Source organism: Clostridium sp. BL-8 (assembly GCF_002006495.1).
Classification (GTDB): domain Bacteria; phylum Bacillota; class Clostridia; order Clostridiales; family Clostridiaceae; genus Clostridium.
The window spans coordinates 18,589-35,821 of record NZ_LZZL01000037.1 but is presented as its reverse complement, the minus strand read 5'-3'; the positions used below and the strand labels follow the sequence as shown (position 1 = coordinate 35,821).

Genomic DNA, 17,233 nt, shown 5'->3' with positions numbered 1-17,233 from the left:
ATGCTTGAGATAACAAGTATTAAAAATGGAATAGTCTTGGATCATATACAAGCAGGAGTTGGAGTTAAGATATTTAATTATTTAGGATTAGATGCTAATGACTATAGCGTTGCACTTATAATTAATGCTGATAGTAAAAAGCTTGGTAAAAAGGATATTATAAAAATAGAAAATTGTGATGAACTTAATTATACTGTTTTAGCATTACTTTCACCAACAGTAACTATATGTGAAGTTAGAGAAGAGAAGATTGTTAATAAGGTTAGACCAACACTTCCAAGCAAAGTTCATAACATAATAAAATGCAAAAATCCAAGCTGCATAACAAGTACTGAAGAGTATGTACCTCATTCATTTGTTTTGGTAGATGAAGAAAATGGAAGATATAGGTGCGAATACTGTGATGAAATAACAAAACTTTCAGAATTATAGTAAATAATAAATAGCAGTGAAAATTAATTAATTGAAATTTGTAAAATACAATGTAAATCTGTTGATTATAAATTGTAAAATGCATAACAACTGTAAATAGTTAATTATGAAATAACTGTGAATTGTTAACTGCGAAATAACTATGAACTGTTAACTGAGCGAAGGGGTGTTATATGGAACTATTAATTAAAAATGCAAGGATAATAGATGTAACTCAAGATTTTTATGGAGATATCTATATTAAAGATGGGATAATAAGGGAAATAGGAGAAAGTATATCTAAAGATAATGTGCAGATAATTAATTGTGAGGGAAAAATTTTGATGCCGGCGTTTATAGATACTCATGCTCATTTCAGAGATCCTGGACTTACTTGGAAAGAAGATATTGAAACAGGTTCTAAAGCAGCACTTAAAGGTGGGTATACAGGAGTATGCTTAATGGCAAATACTAAGCCTATCTGCTCATCTAAAGAAACTTTGGAATATGTGAGAAATAAATCAAAGGAACTGAATTTAATAGACATACATCAATGCTTATCAGTAACAAAAAATTTCGATGGGATAACTTTAAGTCACTTAGAAGAGCTTCAAAATGATCCTGAAATTAGAGCAATCTCGGATGATGGCATTGGGGTGTCAAATTCTAATACTATGTTTGAAGCCATGAAGATCGCTAAGAAAAATAACTGGGTTATAATGTCCCATGCAGAAAGTCCAGAATTTTCAAAGGTAGATATGAGAATAGCTGAAAATATGATGACCGTAAGAGATGTAGAATTAGCAAAGCTTAGCAAGGCGAGATTACATATGTGCCATGTTAGTACGAAAGAAGCCATAAAATGCGTTATTGATGGAAAGATGAGTGGAGCAAATATAACACTAGAAGTTACACCACATCATATAGCTCTGACAAGAGATATAAATGATTATAGAGTTAATCCGCCAATTAGGGAAAAAGAAGATGTGGATGCAATAATAAGTGCAATTAAATTAGGAATGGTAGATACAATAGGAACAGATCATGCGCCGCATACAAAAGAAGAAAAGAAAAATGGTTCGCCAGGAATGGTTGGGATCGAGACAGCTTTTTCAATCTGCTATACAAAATTAGTTAAGGAAAATCATGTTTCTTTAAATAAATTAAGTGAACTTATGTCATATAATCCAGCTAAGCTTCTAGGAATGAATAAAGGGAAGATTAGTGTAGGAATAGATGGTGACTTAGTACTAATAGATATTAATAAGAAAATAAGAGTTGATCCAGAAAAGTTTGAGTCAAAAGGCAGAAATACACCATTTGATGGAATTGAGTTTTACGGAGAAGTGCTAACAACAATAAAAGCTGGAGAAATCAAATATAATTCATGTAACAGCTAATAGTAATCAGCTAACAGTTTGGATAAGATATGTTTATAATTGAAAAAAAATAAAAATAAAACATAAGAAATTCCATAACTGTAAACTGTGCACTGTAAACTGTTAACTAAATAGCGGGGGTTTTTAAATGACAAGTTATATAATTGATAAGCTATATGATAGAGTTGAAAGAAGAGGCGTTGTATGTGTTGGACTTGATACAGCCTTAGATTATGTGCCAGAACATATAAAGAGTGGCAAGACTCCAAGTGAGGCAATATTTGAGTTTAATAAGCAAGTTATAGATGCAACATGTGATGTAGCTGCATGTTTTAAAGTTCAAATAGCATATTATGAAGCCTTAGGAATAGAAGGATTAATCGCTTATAAGAAGACGTTAGACTACTTGAAAGAAAAGGACGAAATAATAATAGCAGATATAAAAAGAGGAGATATAGCGGCAACTGCAACAATGTATGCTAAAGCTCATTTTGAAGGAGATTTTGAAGCTGATTTTATAACATTGAGCCCTTATATGGGAATGGATAGCATTGAACCATATATGCCTTATTTAGAAAACGGAAATAAAGGTGTTTTTAGCTTGGTAAGAACATCAAATCCAGGGGCAGAAGACATTGAGTATTTAGATACTACAGAAAATAAAAAAGTTTATGAAGTGGTAGCGGATAAAATAACAGAAATTAGCAAAGCTTGTACAGGAAAATGCGGATACACTGCAATTGGTGGAGTTATAGGATGCACCCATGTTGAAGAAGGAGTAAAAATAAGAAAAACATATAATAATATGTTCTTCTTAATTCCTGGATATGGAGCTCAAGGAGGAACAGCTGAAGATGTTGCATTATATTTAAATAATGGCAATGGTGGAGTTGTTAATTCATCAAGAGGTATACTGCTAGCCTATAAGAAAGCAAATAAACCAGAAGAATTTGCCCTATGCGCTAGAGAAGAAGCAATAAAAATGAGAGATGCAATTAAAGGGGCAGTAATTAAATCAGTTAACAGTTAAGGGACAAATCATCTTTCGAGGATTTGAAAATTATATATTTAAGAAATTCCAAAGAAAAAGTAAATGTTAAAATTATATATTTGGAAACATGAATTTTTTCCCTTGGGATTTCATCTACAACTGTGAACTGAATAAATGGAGGGAAAGTATGGCTATAGCTTACAGAAATGCAAGAGTAATTTCAAATGAAGAAATTTCAAAAGATATTTATAAATTAATATTAGAGGATGATAATGAAATAAATGCTGGCCAATTTTATATGTTGAAAATCAATGGTCAAACACTTTTACCAAGACCCATAAGCATATGTGAAAAGAAGAAAAATGCATTAACATTTTTATATGCAGTAGTTGGAAATGGCACTAAAGAGTATGCAAAGCTTAAAGAAAATGATGAAATAAGCATAACAGGACCTCTTGGAAATGGTTTTGATTTGAATAAGGATTATGGTAAAGTTGCATTAGTTGCAGGGGGAATAGGAACTGCACCTATGCTTGAACTTGCAAAGAGATTAAGAGAAAAGAGCAAGGAACAGAAAATAGATTTATATGCAGGTTTTAGAGATGACGTTTACTTAATAGATGAATTAAAAGAATATGTAAATGAAGCTTATATATCCACAAATACTGGAAAACATGGACATAAGGGGTTTGTTACAGAACTTTTAAAGCCGGAGGCATATGATACAGTTTTATGCTGTGGACCGGAAGTTATGATGAAAAAAGTTGTAGAGATGTGCAAAGAAAAGAATACTAAGGTTTATGTGTCTATGGAAAAACATATGGCTTGTGGAGTAGGTGCTTGTTTAGTATGTACGTGCAAGACAAAAGATGGAAATAAGAGAACTTGTAAAGATGGCCCAGTTTTCGATGGATACTATGTAGAATTATAATAGGCAGGAGGAATTAAATTGTTGAAGGTAAATATTAACGGAGTAGAATTTAAAAATCCTGTAATTGCTGCATCAGGAACTTTTGGTTTTGGTGAAGAATTTAATGATTTTTATGACGTAGGAATTTTAGGTGGAATATCTTCAAAGGGTCTAACAATAAATCCAAAACAAGGCAATGGGGGAATTAGAGTTTTTGAAACTCCATCAGGAATGATGAATTCAGTTGGACTTCAAAATCCAGGAATAGATGCATTTATACATAATGAACTTCTGAGTATGAAAAAGCTTGGAACTAATGTTATAGCTAATATTGGCGGAGGCTGTTTAGAGGATTATATTGAAGCTGTAACTAAAATTAATGAAACAGATGTGGATATGATTGAACTTAATATATCCTGCCCAAACGTAAAACACGGAGGAATGGCATTTGGAATAAAATCAGATGTGGCATATGGGGTTGTTAAAGAAATTAAGTCAATAGTTAAGAAACCATTGATGGTTAAATTATCACCAAATGCAGAGGATATAGTTGATATGGCCTTAAAATGCCAGGAAGCAGGTGCAGATTCCATTTCCCTTATAAATACGTTAAAGGGAATGGCAATTGATGTATATAAAAGAAAGCCAGTATTTAATAATATAACAGCAGGTTTATCCGGGCCAGCAGTAAAGCCAATTGCACTTAGAATGGTTTATGAAGTATCAAAAACAGTAGATATTCCAGTAATAGGACTTGGGGGAATATCTAATGGTAAAGATGCTATTGAATTTATGATGGCAGGAGCAAGTGCAGTGCAGATAGGAACAATTAACTTTGTGAATCCTATGGCTGGAAAAGAAATAATAGAAGAAATAGAGAGTTTCTTAAAAGAACAAGGGATTAAAGATATTAATGAAATTGTAGGAATAATTTAGGTAGCTTACAGTTAACAGTTCACAATTTACAGTTAAGTAATAAAAGCCTTTGGCTTTTCAAAAAAATAATGTATATTATAGAAATTCGGTTTAGGAATTTCATCGTTAACTGTGCAGTGTAATCTGTAAAATGTAAACTTAATTTAATGAGTGGAGGATGTTTTGATGAAGGAATATAAAAGAGAATTTATTGATTTTATGATTGAATGCGGAGTATTAACATTTGGAGATTTTGTTACTAAGAGCGGAAGAAAGACGCCTTTCTTTGTTAATACAGGTAATTATCAAACAGGAAAACAATTAAAAAAGCTTGGTGAATTTTATGCAGAAGCTATAAAAGAGAATTTTGAGGACGATTATGATGTACTATTTGGACCTGCTTATAAAGGAATTCCATTAAGCGTTACTACAGCTATAGCACTTTCAGATTCGTTTGATATTGATGTTAGATATTGTTCAAATAGAAAAGAAATAAAGGATCACGGGGACAAGGGAATTCTTTTAGGAAGTAAATTAAATGATGGAGATAAGGTGTTGATAGTTGAAGATGTTACAACAGCGGGAACTTCAATTTATGAAACTATGCCTATCTTAAAAAGTGCAGGAGATGTTAATGTTAAAGGACTTATAATATCAGTGGATAGAATGGAAAGAGGCCAGGGAGAAAAATCTGCACTTGTAGAAATTAGAGAAAAATTTGGATTTAAAACTTGTGCCATAGTAACAATGGCTGAAGTAATAGAATATTTATATAACAAAGAAATTAATGGGACTATTCTTATAACTGATGAAGTTAAAGGAAGAATAGATGAATACTATAAACAATATGGCGCAAAATAAAAGTGTTACATTTTAGCTATCACATAAACTTAGAGTTTTAGGAGGGCTTATGAATATTTTAATTACCAATGACGATGGAATTAATGCTCCTGGAATAATTTCTTTGGCAAAAGAAGTTTCTAAGGCACATAATATTACAATCGTTGCACCTAGAGAGCAGAAAAGTGCTTCAAGCCATTCTATATCTCTGCATAATCCTATAAAAATAAGAGAAGAAGTTATTGAGGGATTAAACTGTAAAGCATATAGTGTGATGGGTACCCCTGCTGATTGTACACAAGTAGGAATAGCTTTTTTAAAAGATGATATAGATTTAGTAATATCAGGAGTAAATTATGGACTAAATGCAGGTATTGATATTTTATATTCAGGTACAGTTTCAGCTGCTGTAGAAGGAGCAATTTACGGTATTCCATCAATTGCAGTATCTATGGATTTAACAGAAGAAAATAGGGAAGAAGATTATTCAAAGGCTATATTTTGGTTTATGAAAGTACTAGATATAGCAAAAGAAAAATATTTTAAAAGTGATATTGTTTTAAATGTTAATGTGCCTAGTTTAAGCAATGAAGATATAAAAGGAATTAAAGTATGCAAGATAGGGAAAACAACATACAAAAATGAGTATGTTCTCTTAGAAAATAATGCTGAAGATAAAGCATATAAAATTAAAGGAACTAGAAATGATATTGAAAAGGATGAAACAGATTTATATTATTTATCACAAGGATATGTTACTTTAACGCCGCTTCATTTTGATTTTACAAGTTTTAAATTGTTAGATGAGGTTAAGGACGTTTTTGAAAAATAAACTGCGATGATTAAATTAATAGAGTTAATAGTTCTGGAATGCACAAAGTGATGGTCAAAATGTTAGATTTTGATCATCACTTTTACGTTTATATAAAAATTAATGTATGTTATTGAGTATTAGCATAATTGTGGCAAAAGTGAAAATGACTTCTAAATGATAAATATTATCATTGACAAAGAGAAAGTTAATGTATACAATAATGGTATGAATTAATAAATTAAAAATTGACTGATGAGGCGGCGGCTTATTCAGAATGGTAATTTATTCCGGTTGACAAAATATAAGGGTTAGTATTATCCTTATATTAGATAGTAGTCATATGACTGACGGAAGTGGAGTTACCACATGAAGTATGACTGAGGTATATTGTTTTATATGCCAAAATAAGCCGACCGTCTGGGCGAGAAAGCCTGGATTGTCGGCTTTTTCATGTAGAAAAATATTATATAAAGTAATATGGGGAGGATGTAAAATGGTTAAACAATGGGAAGGATTTAAAGAAGGAACTTGGCAGGAAGGAATTGACGTAAGAAATTTTATACAAAAAAATTATAGATTGTATGAAGGCGATTCTAGCTTTCTAGAAGGAAAAACAGAAAAGACAAGTAAAGTATGGGAGAAAGCTTATGCTTTAATAGTTGAAGAAGTTAAAAGGGGAATTATTGATGTTGCTACAGATAGAGTGTCAGGAATTGATAACTATGAAGCAGGATATATAGATAAAGATAATGAAGTTATAGTTGGACTTCAAACAGATGCGCCTCTTAAGAGAATAGTAAATCCATTTGGTGGAATGAGAATGGTTCAAAGTTCATTAAAAGAATATGGATATGAGCTTGATCCAGATATTGAAAAACATTTTTCAAGATATAGAAAGACTCATAATGAAGGAGTTTTTGATGCATATACAAAAGAAATAAGGGCTGCAAGAAGTGCAGGACTTTTAACAGGACTTCCAGATGCTTATGGAAGAGGAAGAATAATAGGAGATTACAGAAGAGTACCTCTTTATGGAATAGATTATTTAATAGAAGAAAAGAAAAAGGATTTAGATAACCTTAATGGAGATATGCTGGATGAATTAGTAAGAAAAAGAGAAGAAGTATCTATGCAGATTAGAGCCTTAGGTGAAATTAAATCAATGGCATCAAAATATGGAATTGATATATCTAAACCAGCATCAAATGCTAAGGAAGCGGCTCAATATTTATATTTTGGGTATTTAGCAGGAATTAAAGAAAATAATGGAGCAGCAACTTCATTTGGAAGAACTTCAACATTTTTAGATATCTATATCGAAAGAGATTTAGAATCAGGATTAATAACAGAAAAAGAAGCTCAGGAAATAGTTGATCAATTAATAATTAAATTGAGACTAGTTAGACATTTAAGAACTCCAGAATACAACGAATTATTTGGAGGAGACCCAACATGGGTAACTGAATCAATTGGCGGGGTAGGCATAAATGGTAAACCTCTTGTAACTAAAAATTCGTTTAGATATTTGCATACATTAATTAACCTTGGAACATCAGCAGAACCTAACCTTACAGTTTTATGGTCAGATAGATTGCCAGAAAGTTTCAAGAAGTATTGTGCAGAAATTTCAATAAAGACAGATTCTATTCAATATGAAAATGATGAGGTTATGAGACCAGTGTATGGTGATGATTATGCTATAGCCTGCTGCGTATCAGCAATGAAGGTTGGAAAGCAAATGCAGTTCTTTGGAGCTAGAGCAAATGTTGCTAAATCACTTTTATATGCTATTAATGGTGGAGTAGATGAATTAAAAGGAATAAAGGTAGTACCAGATATTGAAAGAATAACTGATGAAATTCTTGATTTTAATAAAGTTAAAGCAAATTATTTTAAAGTTTTAGAGTATGTTGCAAAAACTTATGTGGATACTATGAATATAATCCACTTTATGCATGACAAATATGCATATGAAGCAGGACAAATGGCTTTACATGATACTATGGTAGAAAGATTGATGGCTTTTGGTATAGCTGGACTTTCAGTAGCTATAGATTCATTATCTGCAATTAAGTATGCTAAGGTTAAGCCAATCAGAAATGAAGAAGGAATAGCAGTAGACTTTGAAGTAGAAGGTGATTTCCCTAAATACGGAAATGATGATGATAGAGCAGATGATTTAGGAGTGGAATTAGTAACTAAATTCTCAGGCGAGCTTAAAAAGCATCCATTATACAGAAATGCTAAACATACACTATCAGCATTAACAATTACATCAAATGTAATGTATGGAAAGAAGACAGGAACAACTCCAGATGGAAGAAAGAAGGGTGAGCCACTTGCACCAGGAGCAAATCCAATGCATGGAAGAGATATAAATGGAGCGTTAGCATCACTAAACTCAGTAGCTAAGATACCATATAATGAAATCTGCCAAGATGGAGTTTCTAATACATTCTCAATTGTGCCAGATGCTCTTGGAAAAGATGAAGATCAAAAGATCAATAACTTAGTTGCAATATTAGATGGATATTTTGTTCAAGGAGCACATCATTTGAATGTTAATGTTCTTAACAGACAAACACTTATTGATGCAATGGAAAATCCAGATAAATATCCAACACTTACAATAAGAGTTTCAGGATATGCAGTTAACTTCAGCAGACTATCAAAAGAACAACAACTTGAAGTTATAAGCAGAACCTTCCATGAAAGCATTTAGCTCAGTTATAAGTTAAGAGTTAGTAGTTAAGAGTTAAGGATGAAACCCCCTTTGGGGGGATTTCTGAAATTATAGTTTTTTAGAAAAGCCAGCAGGTTTTTCATCCCTAACTTTATCTTTTAATGTATAACTAATAACTTTTAATTTAGCTAAGGACTTCGTTCCTAATTGTCCATAGGATACCTCAAAGGGTTAAACTGTAAAATGATTAAGTTGTATGTCATAAACTTGTCATTCGCAACGTATCACGTATTGAAGCTTATCCATAAGGTATGGTTTTTGTTTTATTAAATATATGAAAGGTGGGATTTAAATGGTAAAAGGAAACATTCATTCAATAGAAACAATGGGCCTTGTAGATGGACCTGGGATCAGGGTTGTAGTATTCTTTCAAGGCTGTGCATTAAGATGTAAATTTTGCCATAATCCTGATACCTGGGCTTGTAGTGGTGGGGAAGAATATACACCTGAAGAATTAGTTAAAAAAATTGAGAGATTTAAAACTTATTTTGCAAGCAGTGGTGGAGGAGTAACATTCTCTGGTGGAGAGCCTTTAAGGCAGCCTGAATTCCTTTTAGAAGTTTTAAGGTTATGCAAAATTAAAGGAATCCATACCTGTATTGATACAGCAGGATATGGATTTGGAAATTATGATAAAATATTAAAATATACAGATCTAGTATTGTTTGATATAAAACATTATACAAGAGAAGGTTATAAAAACATTACACTTATGGAGATAGATGAATCATTAAATTTTCTAGAGGCAATGAAAAGAAACAATACTAAGATGTGGATAAGACATGTTGTAGTTCCAGGATTAACGGATGAAGAAACGCATCTAAGAAGCCTTAAGGAATTTATAGATACAATACCTAATGTTGAAAAAGTGGAACTTTTGCCGTATCATATGTTAGGAGTAAATAAATACGAAGGCCTTGGAATAAAATATCCTTTAGAAGGTATAAAAGCTATGGATAAGGAACTAACAAAGAAATATCAAAAAGATATATTCAAATAAAAAAATAGACTATAGGAACGCTTATCTGGGTTCTTATAGTCTTTTTTTATTACATTCTAGTATAGATTATAACTATAGTTAAATTATCAATTTTTAGTTTTAAGTATAACCATAGAATTAAAATTGCTTAATATAATATATGCAAATACCATAGTTATTCAAGAACTGAAAAATTATCTTTGTTGAAAGAACAGATAGGACATACCCAATAATCTGGCAAATTTTCAAAATCTACGTGTGGATCAATTCCACCATCAGGATCTCCAAGTTCAGGGTCATAAATATATCCACATACTTCACAAACATATTTTTTCATTTTATCACCTCATTTATAATTTAAACAAGATTGAAACAAAACTTAATCAAAAGGATTTTATGATTTAAAGTTAAGAGTGTTAAAACCATGAATAACAAAGTTCTAAATTATAATATATTATATGTTTGTTTTATTAAGGTGTTAATGATAAAGAATATTAATTTGGATAACTATTATTTATTAAGAAGCTTACTAAAGTAGCCCTTTGGAAAATGTCCTTTCTTTAAGCCTTCTATAACAGTTAAATAAGTTGCAGCTGTATCAAATCTGGCATCATGATAATTTCCGCTACCTTCAAATAACTTTTCAGACGTTTCAGCAATTTGAGTGCTTGATATATTAAGCCAATCTATTACCTCAGATAATTTAGGGTTCTTAATTTCTCCATTAGCTTTTGGAATTTTACATATATCACGATAATAAGCCATAGTGCAGAAGACATTTTTAGGAGTGAAATCTTCCCCTAAAGATGAGAGCTCATGTTTTAAAAATCTAATATCAAAATTCACATTATGTCCTATTAGAAAATCAGCATTTATAAAATCATCAAGAAATTCTGGAACTAAATCTTCAAAATATTGTCCATTAGACAGATCATAAAGTTTTTCTAATGAAAAGCCATGAATTTCTTCAGCGGAAGGATCCATTTCTTCAACTGTGAAGAAGAAATTTTTCCCAGTAGTCACTTGAGGTTTTGCACTGGCATCAACTGTTATATAACTCAGCTGACATATACTGCCTGGCTTTATGCTGGTAGTTTCAGTATCAAAAAATAATAATTTCATTAAAGTGTACCTCCATTTTGTGAATAAGGCATTTAATAAAAGTAATTTTATTAAATGCAATAAAATAATAAATATATTCGTTATTAAGCTGTTAAACTTAATTATATAGTATTTACGAAAAAATTCAAATGAGTTATAATTAATAATGATTATTATTTAACAATATATTAAAAAAATTCTATTACAGGAAATTTGAAATAATAAATAATTAATTTATTACTTCAAATAATATACTATAGCGTGAAATTGAGGAGGAAGAGAAAATGATAGAAAGAAGACGTAAGATATCAGTGATAGGAGCAGGATTTGTTGGAGCAACAACTGCATATGCATTAATGAATAGTGGGATAGCTACTGAAATATGTTTGTTTGATATAAATATGGATAAAGCAATGGGGGAAGTTATGGATTTAGTCCATGGTACATCCTTTGTAAAACCAGTTAATATCTATGCTGGAAATATAGACGAAACTAAAGATTCGGATATAGTAGTAATTACAGCAGGAGCTGCTCAAAAAGAGGGTGAGACTAGATTAGATTTAATTGAAAAAAATTATAAGATATTTAAGGGATTTATCCCACAAATAGCAGCTGCAAGTCCAAATGCAATTTTATTAGTGGTATCAAATCCTTGTGATGTATTAGCTTATATAACTTATAAGTTATCAGGATTCCCTAAGGAAAGAGTTATTGCATCAGGTACTGTGCTTGATACTTCTAGATTGAAATATGTTATTGGAAAATACTTTAATGTAAATAATAATAATATTCATGCATATGTTTTAGGAGAGCATGGTGATAGTGAAGTTGTAAGCTGGAGCACATCAAGTATAGCAGGAGAGAGTTTTGAAGAATATGCTAAAAAATTCAATCTAGAATGGAATGATGATGTTAAAGAAGTAATTGAAAGTGATGTGAAAAATGCTGCTTATGAAATAATAAGCAGAAAAAATGCAACTTATTTTGCAGTAGCATTAGCAGTCAATAGAATTGTGGAAGCTATATTAAGAGATGAAAACACAATTTTAACAGTATCTTGTTTAATGCAAGGGGAATATGGAATAGATGATGTTTATTTAGCAGTACCAACTATTTTAAATAGCACTGGAGCTGTACGAATTGTTAATCCAATATTAAAGAATGAAGTGGAATTAAAGAAATTGAAGGAATCTGCTAAAGTATTAAAAGAGAATATACAAAAAGTTATGAGTAACAAGTGATAAGTTAAATATGAAGCTCAAAGAGAATTTCTGCTACCTAAATCTAGTATTTAGGTAGCAGAAATTTTTTAGCTTTTGGTTGAATTTCTGAAATATATATTTTTGAAAAGCCTGAAGGGTTTTCTTCATTTATCTTAATCAATTCCTTTAAAGCTTATTTCACCAGTAAGAACTGCTTTTTCTTTTCCAGCACTATCTTTGACAATAAGATCGCCTGAATCAGATAGAGAAACACAAGTAACAATTTCTTCGTTATTATATGTGATCAATTTAGCTTTTTTACCAAAAATATTAGAATGACTTCTACAAATTGATATTGTTTCACTAAGATCGAGATCATTTACAAATTTGCAGTAAAGTTTTTCAAAATTATTTAGAAAACTGGCGAGTATTTCGCTTCTTTTAAAGTCTTTATTAAATTGAATTTTTAAAGAAGTTGCTATAGGTTTTGTAATTTCATCAAAATCATTTTCGTTTATGTTTACATTCATTCCTATTCCTAAAACGAGATAATGAACAGTATCCATATCACATTTCATTTCTGCTAATATTCCGCAAAGTTTCTTTCCATTGAGAATAATATCATTTGGCCATTTTATATTTACATTAATATTGAAAGCTTTTAAAGTTTTATATATAGAAGCAGCGGCAATTTGAGTTATTTTAGGAGCCTCATTAGGAGGAAGTTTTGGTTTTAAAACAAGAGTAAACCATAATCCGCCATTTGGAGAAATCCATTTTCTGTTAAAACGGCCGCTCCCAAGGGTCTGCTTTTCAGCAATTATTATGCTTCCATCTTCAATGTTTTTTTGAGCAAGTTCTTTAGCTTTAACATTTGTGGAATCTATTTCATCAAAATAAAGTATATTTCGCCCTATTGTACTTGTTTTTATTAATGATAAAATTTCATTTTTATCTAACAAATCAGGAGAAGAGATTAATTTGTAGCCTTTATTTGAAATTCCTTCAATTATATATCCTTTTAACTTTAAATTTTTTATGTGCTTCCATATAGCGGTTCTTGAAACATTTAGAGTCGAACTAAGATATTCACCAGAAATATAATCAGTGGCATTTTTTAATTCATTTAAAATTTTATCTTCCATACGCGAGTACCTCCTGAAAATAATTATAACATAATGAAAGAATTAAAAGACAAAATTTAAGTTTGTATAGAACAAAATGCTGGAATAATGAAGTTATTGTAATATAAATCAAAATAATATATAATAAAAGCTGGTGTAATTTTTATAAATGCAAATAAAAAGTACGTGATACTATGTAATTTAAAATTTTTTTACTTATCTTCCTTTTAAAATGTATGTATGGAAAATTTGGAAAATAGAGATACTTTATTTTGGAAGAGATATTAAGTATAAGTAACATAGTCTATTACATAAGTTATTTAGATATTTGATTTTATTATAATATTCCAAAGAATAAAAAGGCATTTTTAGAGAGGGAATAAAATGGATACAAAAAAAAATAGAAAAAATAAATTAAAGACGAAAAAAGGAAAGAAAAAGATAAGAAGATTTTCAACTAAAACATTAGTTATATTTTTTGCATTTGAATTATTTTTTTCAGCGTGTACATTTCCTTTTATGATTTTATATGGACCATTTGAAAATGCAAAGTCTACATATGTTGGAGCTGCAATGACTTCAATGAGTCATCAGTTCTTGGTTAAATGGTTTATGTCTGATGAAAAAATAGCAGAAATTCAGGGACAGAATTCAGTTGAAACAAATGGAGAGAAAACGGATCTATCTCAAATAGAAATTCCAAAGGTTAAGGATAATACAATAGAAATACATACAATTGAAGGTAATTCAAAATATAATGGTTATTATATGATTGTAAAAGATCCAACCAGAGTTAAAATCGGAGTTACTTCAAAGCCAGGAGTAGAAGGAGAAACAACATCTCAAATTGCTGAAGAGAATGGCGCTATTGCAGCTATTAATGGAGGAGGATTCGTAGATCAATCTTCAACACAAGCATGGACTGGAAATGGTGGATTACCAACAGGCGTAGTTATGACAGATGGACAAGTTGTACATGATGATTTAGAAGGCAAGGAAACAACCTGTCTAGGTATAACTAAAGAAGGAAAAATGATGGTAGGGGACTATACAGTAAACGAGCTTAAGGAACAAGGAGTTCAAGAAGCTGTAAGTTTTACACCAGCTCTTATTATTGGTGGTAAAATGCTTACAATAAATGGGGATGGTGGATTTGGAATTGCTCCTAAGACTGCAATAGGACAAAGAAAAGATGGAGCAATAATACTCATGGTCATAGATGGTAGAGAAATAGGAAGTTTGGGTGCTACGGTAAAAGAAGTACAAGAAATTATGTATCAACTGGGTGCGGTTAATGCCATAAATTTAGATGGTGGTAAATCAACAACAATGTATTACGATGGTGATATTATAAATAAGCCATCAAATAGTATGGGTGAAAGAACTATTGCAACAGCAATTATTGTGAAATAAGGTGGGGACAGGTTATGAAGATGTTTAAAAAGATAATTGCATGGGCAATGTTATCTATAATACTACAAGTTGGTGTTTTATACTTTTTAAATAACGTTGTATTTAAACAGACATCAGAATTTAAAAGTTCCATGTTAGATTTAAAGAAGGATAATACAAAAGATATTACAGGAACTATTTCAAATACAGCAGAAAATATTAGTGTATCATATAATGGAAAATATTTAAGTTATAAGGAAGGCGATACCTTATACATTGAAGATGCTAAGACGGGAAAGAGTAATCAGGTTACAACAGAAGACAAAGGTACCATTATTTATTATGATTGGCTTCCAGAGAGGGATATATTAGTAATAGCAGAGAAGGTTGAAAAAGATAAAGAATCTAAGATTCAAATTATAACTTATGATGCAAGTAGTTCTTCAGAAACTCTTGTTAAAGAAGTATGTTCGTATCAAGAAAATATGAAAGTTAAAAAAATAAGTGCATCTGTTTTTACTGGAGTATATTATGTAGATATAGATAAAGGTGGATCAAAGGATGTTGTTTATAGGATAGATAGAAATAATGATATGCAACAAGTTAGTCTTAAGACTTATATTTTAGGTAATATACAAGTTATCCCACATGTAGACAGGTTGATATATGCGGATAAGATAAAAGGAACGTTTTATGTCACTTCACCTAATAAACAGTTAAATTTTAATTCTAATAAAAAACTAACTCTTTTAGGAATTGATAGAAATGATGTAGTATATATGGGAGAACTTAATGGCGATAAGATAGCAAGTATAACATATGGTAAGGTTGATGATGATACTTCGACGTGGAAGAAGGTTACGCTTGATTCAGTTGCAAATGCTGCTGACGTATATTTTAATAATAATAGTGAAATCTTGATTAATGATAATCTTAAAGGAAGCGTTAAAAACTTAACTACAGGAGATGAAGTTGAATACGAAGGAAAGCTTATTCAAATTAAAGAAGGTTTCATTGCTACTGTAGATAATAGTGGAAAATTAGTTTATAAAAATTTGAAATAGAACCTGCATAGTGAAGAGTATTCGAGTTTAATGTAATATTGAAGTTGAATACTCTTTATAGTTTTTACAGGAATATAGTGGCCATCTTAAATTAAAATTAGTTCATGAAATGAATTCAAAGTTGTGACATCTAGTTTTTTATGATATGATGATTGAAATAAACAATTGAGTTTTATGTTAGGCATATGAAAGAAAATAAGCAGGTGGGGTGATCTATTATTATTTTTTTGATAATGTCGTAAGTATAATCGGAAGATATAAGAGAAGGAGAAAGATATGAATTCAATATTTAATATGAGCAATGTAATATTTGATAAACTTATAATGATTCCTGGTATTATTATCGGTTTTACATTTCATGAATTTGCCCATGCATTTATAGCTGATAGATTGGGTGATAAAACACCAAGATTTCAAGGAAGATTAACTTTAAACCCAAGCTCGCATATTGATCCAATGGGATTTATTATGATTATAATTTTTGGATTTGGCTGGGCAAAGCCGGTGCAAGTTAACCCTTCAGCATACAAGAATTATCGTAGTGATGATTTAAAGGTAAGTTTAGCTGGACCGATTACTAATTTCTTAATAGCTATAATAATGGCTATAGTATTGGGAATTTATATGAAACTTGGATATGGAATCATACCAAATGCACTATATAATGTATTAGGGCAAATGATAGGTGCTGCAATTACTGTTAATGTTGGACTAGGTTTATTTAATTTATTGCCTATACCGCCTTTAGATGGTTTTAGTATTTTAAGAAATTTAAGCCCAAAAACTTTTTATAGATATGAGCAAAGTTTTTATCAATATCAAATTATTATAATGCTATTTATTTTATATTTTGGAGGGAGAATACTTTCAATTCCTCAAAGTATTATTGTAAATGGATTGTTAAAACTTATGCGTATGGTAGTTAATATCTTCTAATGATGCGTAAGCACTTAAAAAGTTATAATATAAATATATATTGACAAGATTTCACATAAATTATACAATGTATAATAATTTATATTAAAAAATTCTATGAAGAGGAAAGTAGTTTGATTGATTCCTTTAAGCGCATGAGAAATAGATTGGAAGATTAACATTCTGTTTTGATTATGCTTCAGCGAATAGAGATTTGGTGTAAGCTCTATGGACAGATTAAATGAAGAGAGCCTTGGAGAAATCACCTGAAATTAATATATGAAAATGACTTTCTTAGCACTTTGTAAGTGAAGATTAATTATTTTAATATTAAGTAGTAGGGTCGATCGCAGTGAAGATTGCGTTAAAAATTACGAGAGATATTTTATTTATATAAAATATAATTAGAGTGGTACCGCGGATTATCCGTCTCTTTGTCTAAAGAGATGGATT

The 17,233-nt window shown here is 30.6% G+C and carries 16 protein-coding genes and 1 riboswitch; of the genes, 13 read left to right on the top strand and 3 right to left on the bottom strand.

Annotated features, from left to right (window positions below; translation table 11 throughout):
- The 9 genes from CLOBL_RS13940 to pflA all read left to right on the top strand — a co-directional run bounded on the left by CLOBL_RS13940 (position 1) and on the right by pflA (position 10,003).
- Positions 1–432: an aspartate carbamoyltransferase regulatory subunit gene (locus CLOBL_RS13940; RefSeq protein WP_009168918.1), complete on the top strand. Its 432-nt coding sequence runs from the start codon at positions 1–3 to the stop codon at positions 430–432.
- A 173-nt stretch (positions 433–605) separates the two neighbouring features.
- A complete protein-coding gene (locus CLOBL_RS13935) occupies positions 606–1,811 on the top strand; it encodes a dihydroorotase (RefSeq protein WP_077859588.1) in 1,206 nt (401 codons plus the stop codon).
- Between the two features lie 127 nt (positions 1,812–1,938).
- Positions 1,939–2,820, top strand: coding sequence for an orotidine-5'-phosphate decarboxylase (pyrF, locus tag CLOBL_RS13930; RefSeq protein WP_077859587.1), 882 nt, complete (start codon positions 1,939–1,941; stop codon positions 2,818–2,820).
- 148 nt (positions 2,821–2,968) lie between these two features.
- The gene (locus CLOBL_RS13925; protein WP_077859586.1) at positions 2,969–3,712 is read left to right on the top strand and encodes a dihydroorotate dehydrogenase electron transfer subunit; all 744 of its coding nucleotides are present in this window, start codon (positions 2,969–2,971) and stop codon (positions 3,710–3,712) included.
- A gap of 18 nt (positions 3,713–3,730) precedes the next feature.
- On the top strand, positions 3,731–4,627 hold the full coding sequence (locus CLOBL_RS13920; RefSeq protein ID WP_077859585.1) for a dihydroorotate dehydrogenase: 897 nt from the start codon (positions 3,731–3,733) through the stop codon (positions 4,625–4,627).
- 165 nt (positions 4,628–4,792) lie between these two features.
- Positions 4,793–5,467 carry an orotate phosphoribosyltransferase gene (gene pyrE, locus CLOBL_RS13915; protein WP_009168923.1) on the top strand — a complete coding sequence of 225 codons (675 nt, stop codon included), beginning with the start codon at positions 4,793–4,795 and terminating at the stop codon, positions 5,465–5,467.
- Between the two features lie 49 nt (positions 5,468–5,516).
- Entirely contained in the window at positions 5,517–6,278 is a 762-nt protein-coding gene (gene surE, locus CLOBL_RS13910) for a 5'/3'-nucleotidase SurE (RefSeq protein ID WP_077859584.1), read from the top strand.
- Positions 6,279–6,590: 312 nt separating this feature from the next.
- A riboswitch (ZMP/ZTP riboswitch) is annotated at positions 6,591–6,690 on the top strand.
- A gap of 63 nt (positions 6,691–6,753) precedes the next feature.
- Positions 6,754–8,982, top strand: coding sequence for a formate C-acetyltransferase (pflB, locus tag CLOBL_RS13905; protein WP_077859583.1), 2,229 nt, complete (start codon positions 6,754–6,756; stop codon positions 8,980–8,982).
- 313 nt (positions 8,983–9,295) lie between these two features.
- On the top strand, positions 9,296–10,003 hold the full coding sequence (gene pflA / locus CLOBL_RS13900) for a pyruvate formate-lyase-activating protein (RefSeq protein ID WP_077859582.1): 708 nt from the start codon (positions 9,296–9,298) through the stop codon (positions 10,001–10,003).
- Between the two features lie 154 nt (positions 10,004–10,157).
- Here the strand turns inward: pflA and CLOBL_RS13895 are convergent, their stop codons facing one another.
- Together CLOBL_RS13895 and CLOBL_RS13890 are read right to left on the bottom strand one after the other, a co-directional pair.
- On the bottom strand, positions 10,158–10,319 hold the full coding sequence (locus CLOBL_RS13895) for a rubredoxin (protein ID WP_009168927.1): 162 nt from the start codon (positions 10,317–10,319) through the stop codon (positions 10,158–10,160).
- Positions 10,320–10,492: 173 nt separating this feature from the next.
- Positions 10,493–11,104, bottom strand: coding sequence for a 3'-5' exonuclease (locus tag CLOBL_RS13890; RefSeq protein ID WP_077859581.1), 612 nt, complete (start codon positions 11,102–11,104; stop codon positions 10,493–10,495).
- A gap of 263 nt (positions 11,105–11,367) precedes the next feature.
- Here CLOBL_RS13890 and CLOBL_RS13885 point away from each other — a divergent pair, with 263 nt between their 5' ends.
- Entirely contained in the window at positions 11,368–12,324 is a 957-nt protein-coding gene (locus CLOBL_RS13885; RefSeq protein WP_077859580.1) for an L-lactate dehydrogenase, read from the top strand.
- 134 nt (positions 12,325–12,458) lie between these two features.
- On the opposite strand, the gene CLOBL_RS13880 is transcribed toward CLOBL_RS13885, so the two are convergent.
- Entirely contained in the window at positions 12,459–13,430 is a 972-nt protein-coding gene (locus tag CLOBL_RS13880; RefSeq protein ID WP_077859579.1) for a biotin--[acetyl-CoA-carboxylase] ligase, read from the bottom strand.
- A gap of 363 nt (positions 13,431–13,793) precedes the next feature.
- On the opposite strand from CLOBL_RS13880, the gene CLOBL_RS13875 reads away from it, so the two are divergent.
- The 3 genes from CLOBL_RS13875 (at position 13,794) to CLOBL_RS13865 (ending at position 16,801) form a co-directional block, all read left to right on the top strand.
- Positions 13,794–14,822, top strand: coding sequence for a phosphodiester glycosidase family protein (locus CLOBL_RS13875; RefSeq protein ID WP_077859578.1), 1,029 nt, complete (start codon positions 13,794–13,796; stop codon positions 14,820–14,822).
- Positions 14,823–14,836: 14 nt separating this feature from the next.
- Positions 14,837–15,865: a dipeptidyl-peptidase IV gene (locus CLOBL_RS13870; RefSeq protein WP_077859577.1), complete on the top strand. Its 1,029-nt coding sequence runs from the start codon at positions 14,837–14,839 to the stop codon at positions 15,863–15,865.
- Positions 15,866–16,141: 276 nt separating this feature from the next.
- Positions 16,142–16,801: a site-2 protease family protein gene (locus tag CLOBL_RS13865; protein ID WP_077859576.1), complete on the top strand. Its 660-nt coding sequence runs from the start codon at positions 16,142–16,144 to the stop codon at positions 16,799–16,801.
- Positions 16,802–17,233: the final 432 nt, after the last annotated feature.

Excerpts from the sequence above, each read along its gene's own strand:
- CLOBL_RS13935 (WP_077859588.1), top strand. The coding sequence starts at position 606 with ATGGAACTATTAATTAAAAATGCAAGGATAATAGATGTAACTCAAGAT.
- CLOBL_RS13925 (WP_077859586.1), top strand. The coding sequence starts at position 2,969 with ATGGCTATAGCTTACAGAAATGCAAGAGTAATTTCAAATGAAGAAATT.
- pyrE (WP_009168923.1), top strand. The coding sequence starts at position 4,793 with ATGAAGGAATATAAAAGAGAATTTATTGATTTTATGATTGAATGCGGA.
- CLOBL_RS13870 (WP_077859577.1), top strand. The coding sequence starts at position 14,837 with ATGAAGATGTTTAAAAAGATAATTGCATGGGCAATGTTATCTATAATA.
- pflA (WP_077859582.1), top strand. The coding sequence starts at position 9,296 with ATGGTAAAAGGAAACATTCATTCAATAGAAACAATGGGCCTTGTAGAT.
- CLOBL_RS13880 (WP_077859579.1), bottom strand. The coding sequence starts at position 13,430 with ATGGAAGATAAAATTTTAAATGAATTAAAAAATGCCACTGATTATATT.
- CLOBL_RS13890 (WP_077859581.1), bottom strand. The coding sequence starts at position 11,104 with ATGAAATTATTATTTTTTGATACTGAAACTACCAGCATAAAGCCAGGC.
- CLOBL_RS13875 (WP_077859578.1), top strand. The coding sequence starts at position 13,794 with ATGGATACAAAAAAAAATAGAAAAAATAAATTAAAGACGAAAAAAGGA.
- CLOBL_RS13940 (WP_009168918.1), top strand. The coding sequence starts at position 1 with ATGCTTGAGATAACAAGTATTAAAAATGGAATAGTCTTGGATCATATA.
- CLOBL_RS13895 (WP_009168927.1), bottom strand. The coding sequence starts at position 10,319 with ATGAAAAAATATGTTTGTGAAGTATGTGGATATATTTATGACCCTGAA.
- CLOBL_RS13885 (WP_077859580.1), top strand. The coding sequence starts at position 11,368 with ATGATAGAAAGAAGACGTAAGATATCAGTGATAGGAGCAGGATTTGTT.
- surE (WP_077859584.1), top strand. The coding sequence starts at position 5,517 with ATGAATATTTTAATTACCAATGACGATGGAATTAATGCTCCTGGAATA.
- pflB (WP_077859583.1), top strand. The coding sequence starts at position 6,754 with ATGGTTAAACAATGGGAAGGATTTAAAGAAGGAACTTGGCAGGAAGGA.
- CLOBL_RS13865 (WP_077859576.1), top strand. The coding sequence starts at position 16,142 with ATGAATTCAATATTTAATATGAGCAATGTAATATTTGATAAACTTATA.
- pyrF (WP_077859587.1), top strand. The coding sequence starts at position 1,939 with ATGACAAGTTATATAATTGATAAGCTATATGATAGAGTTGAAAGAAGA.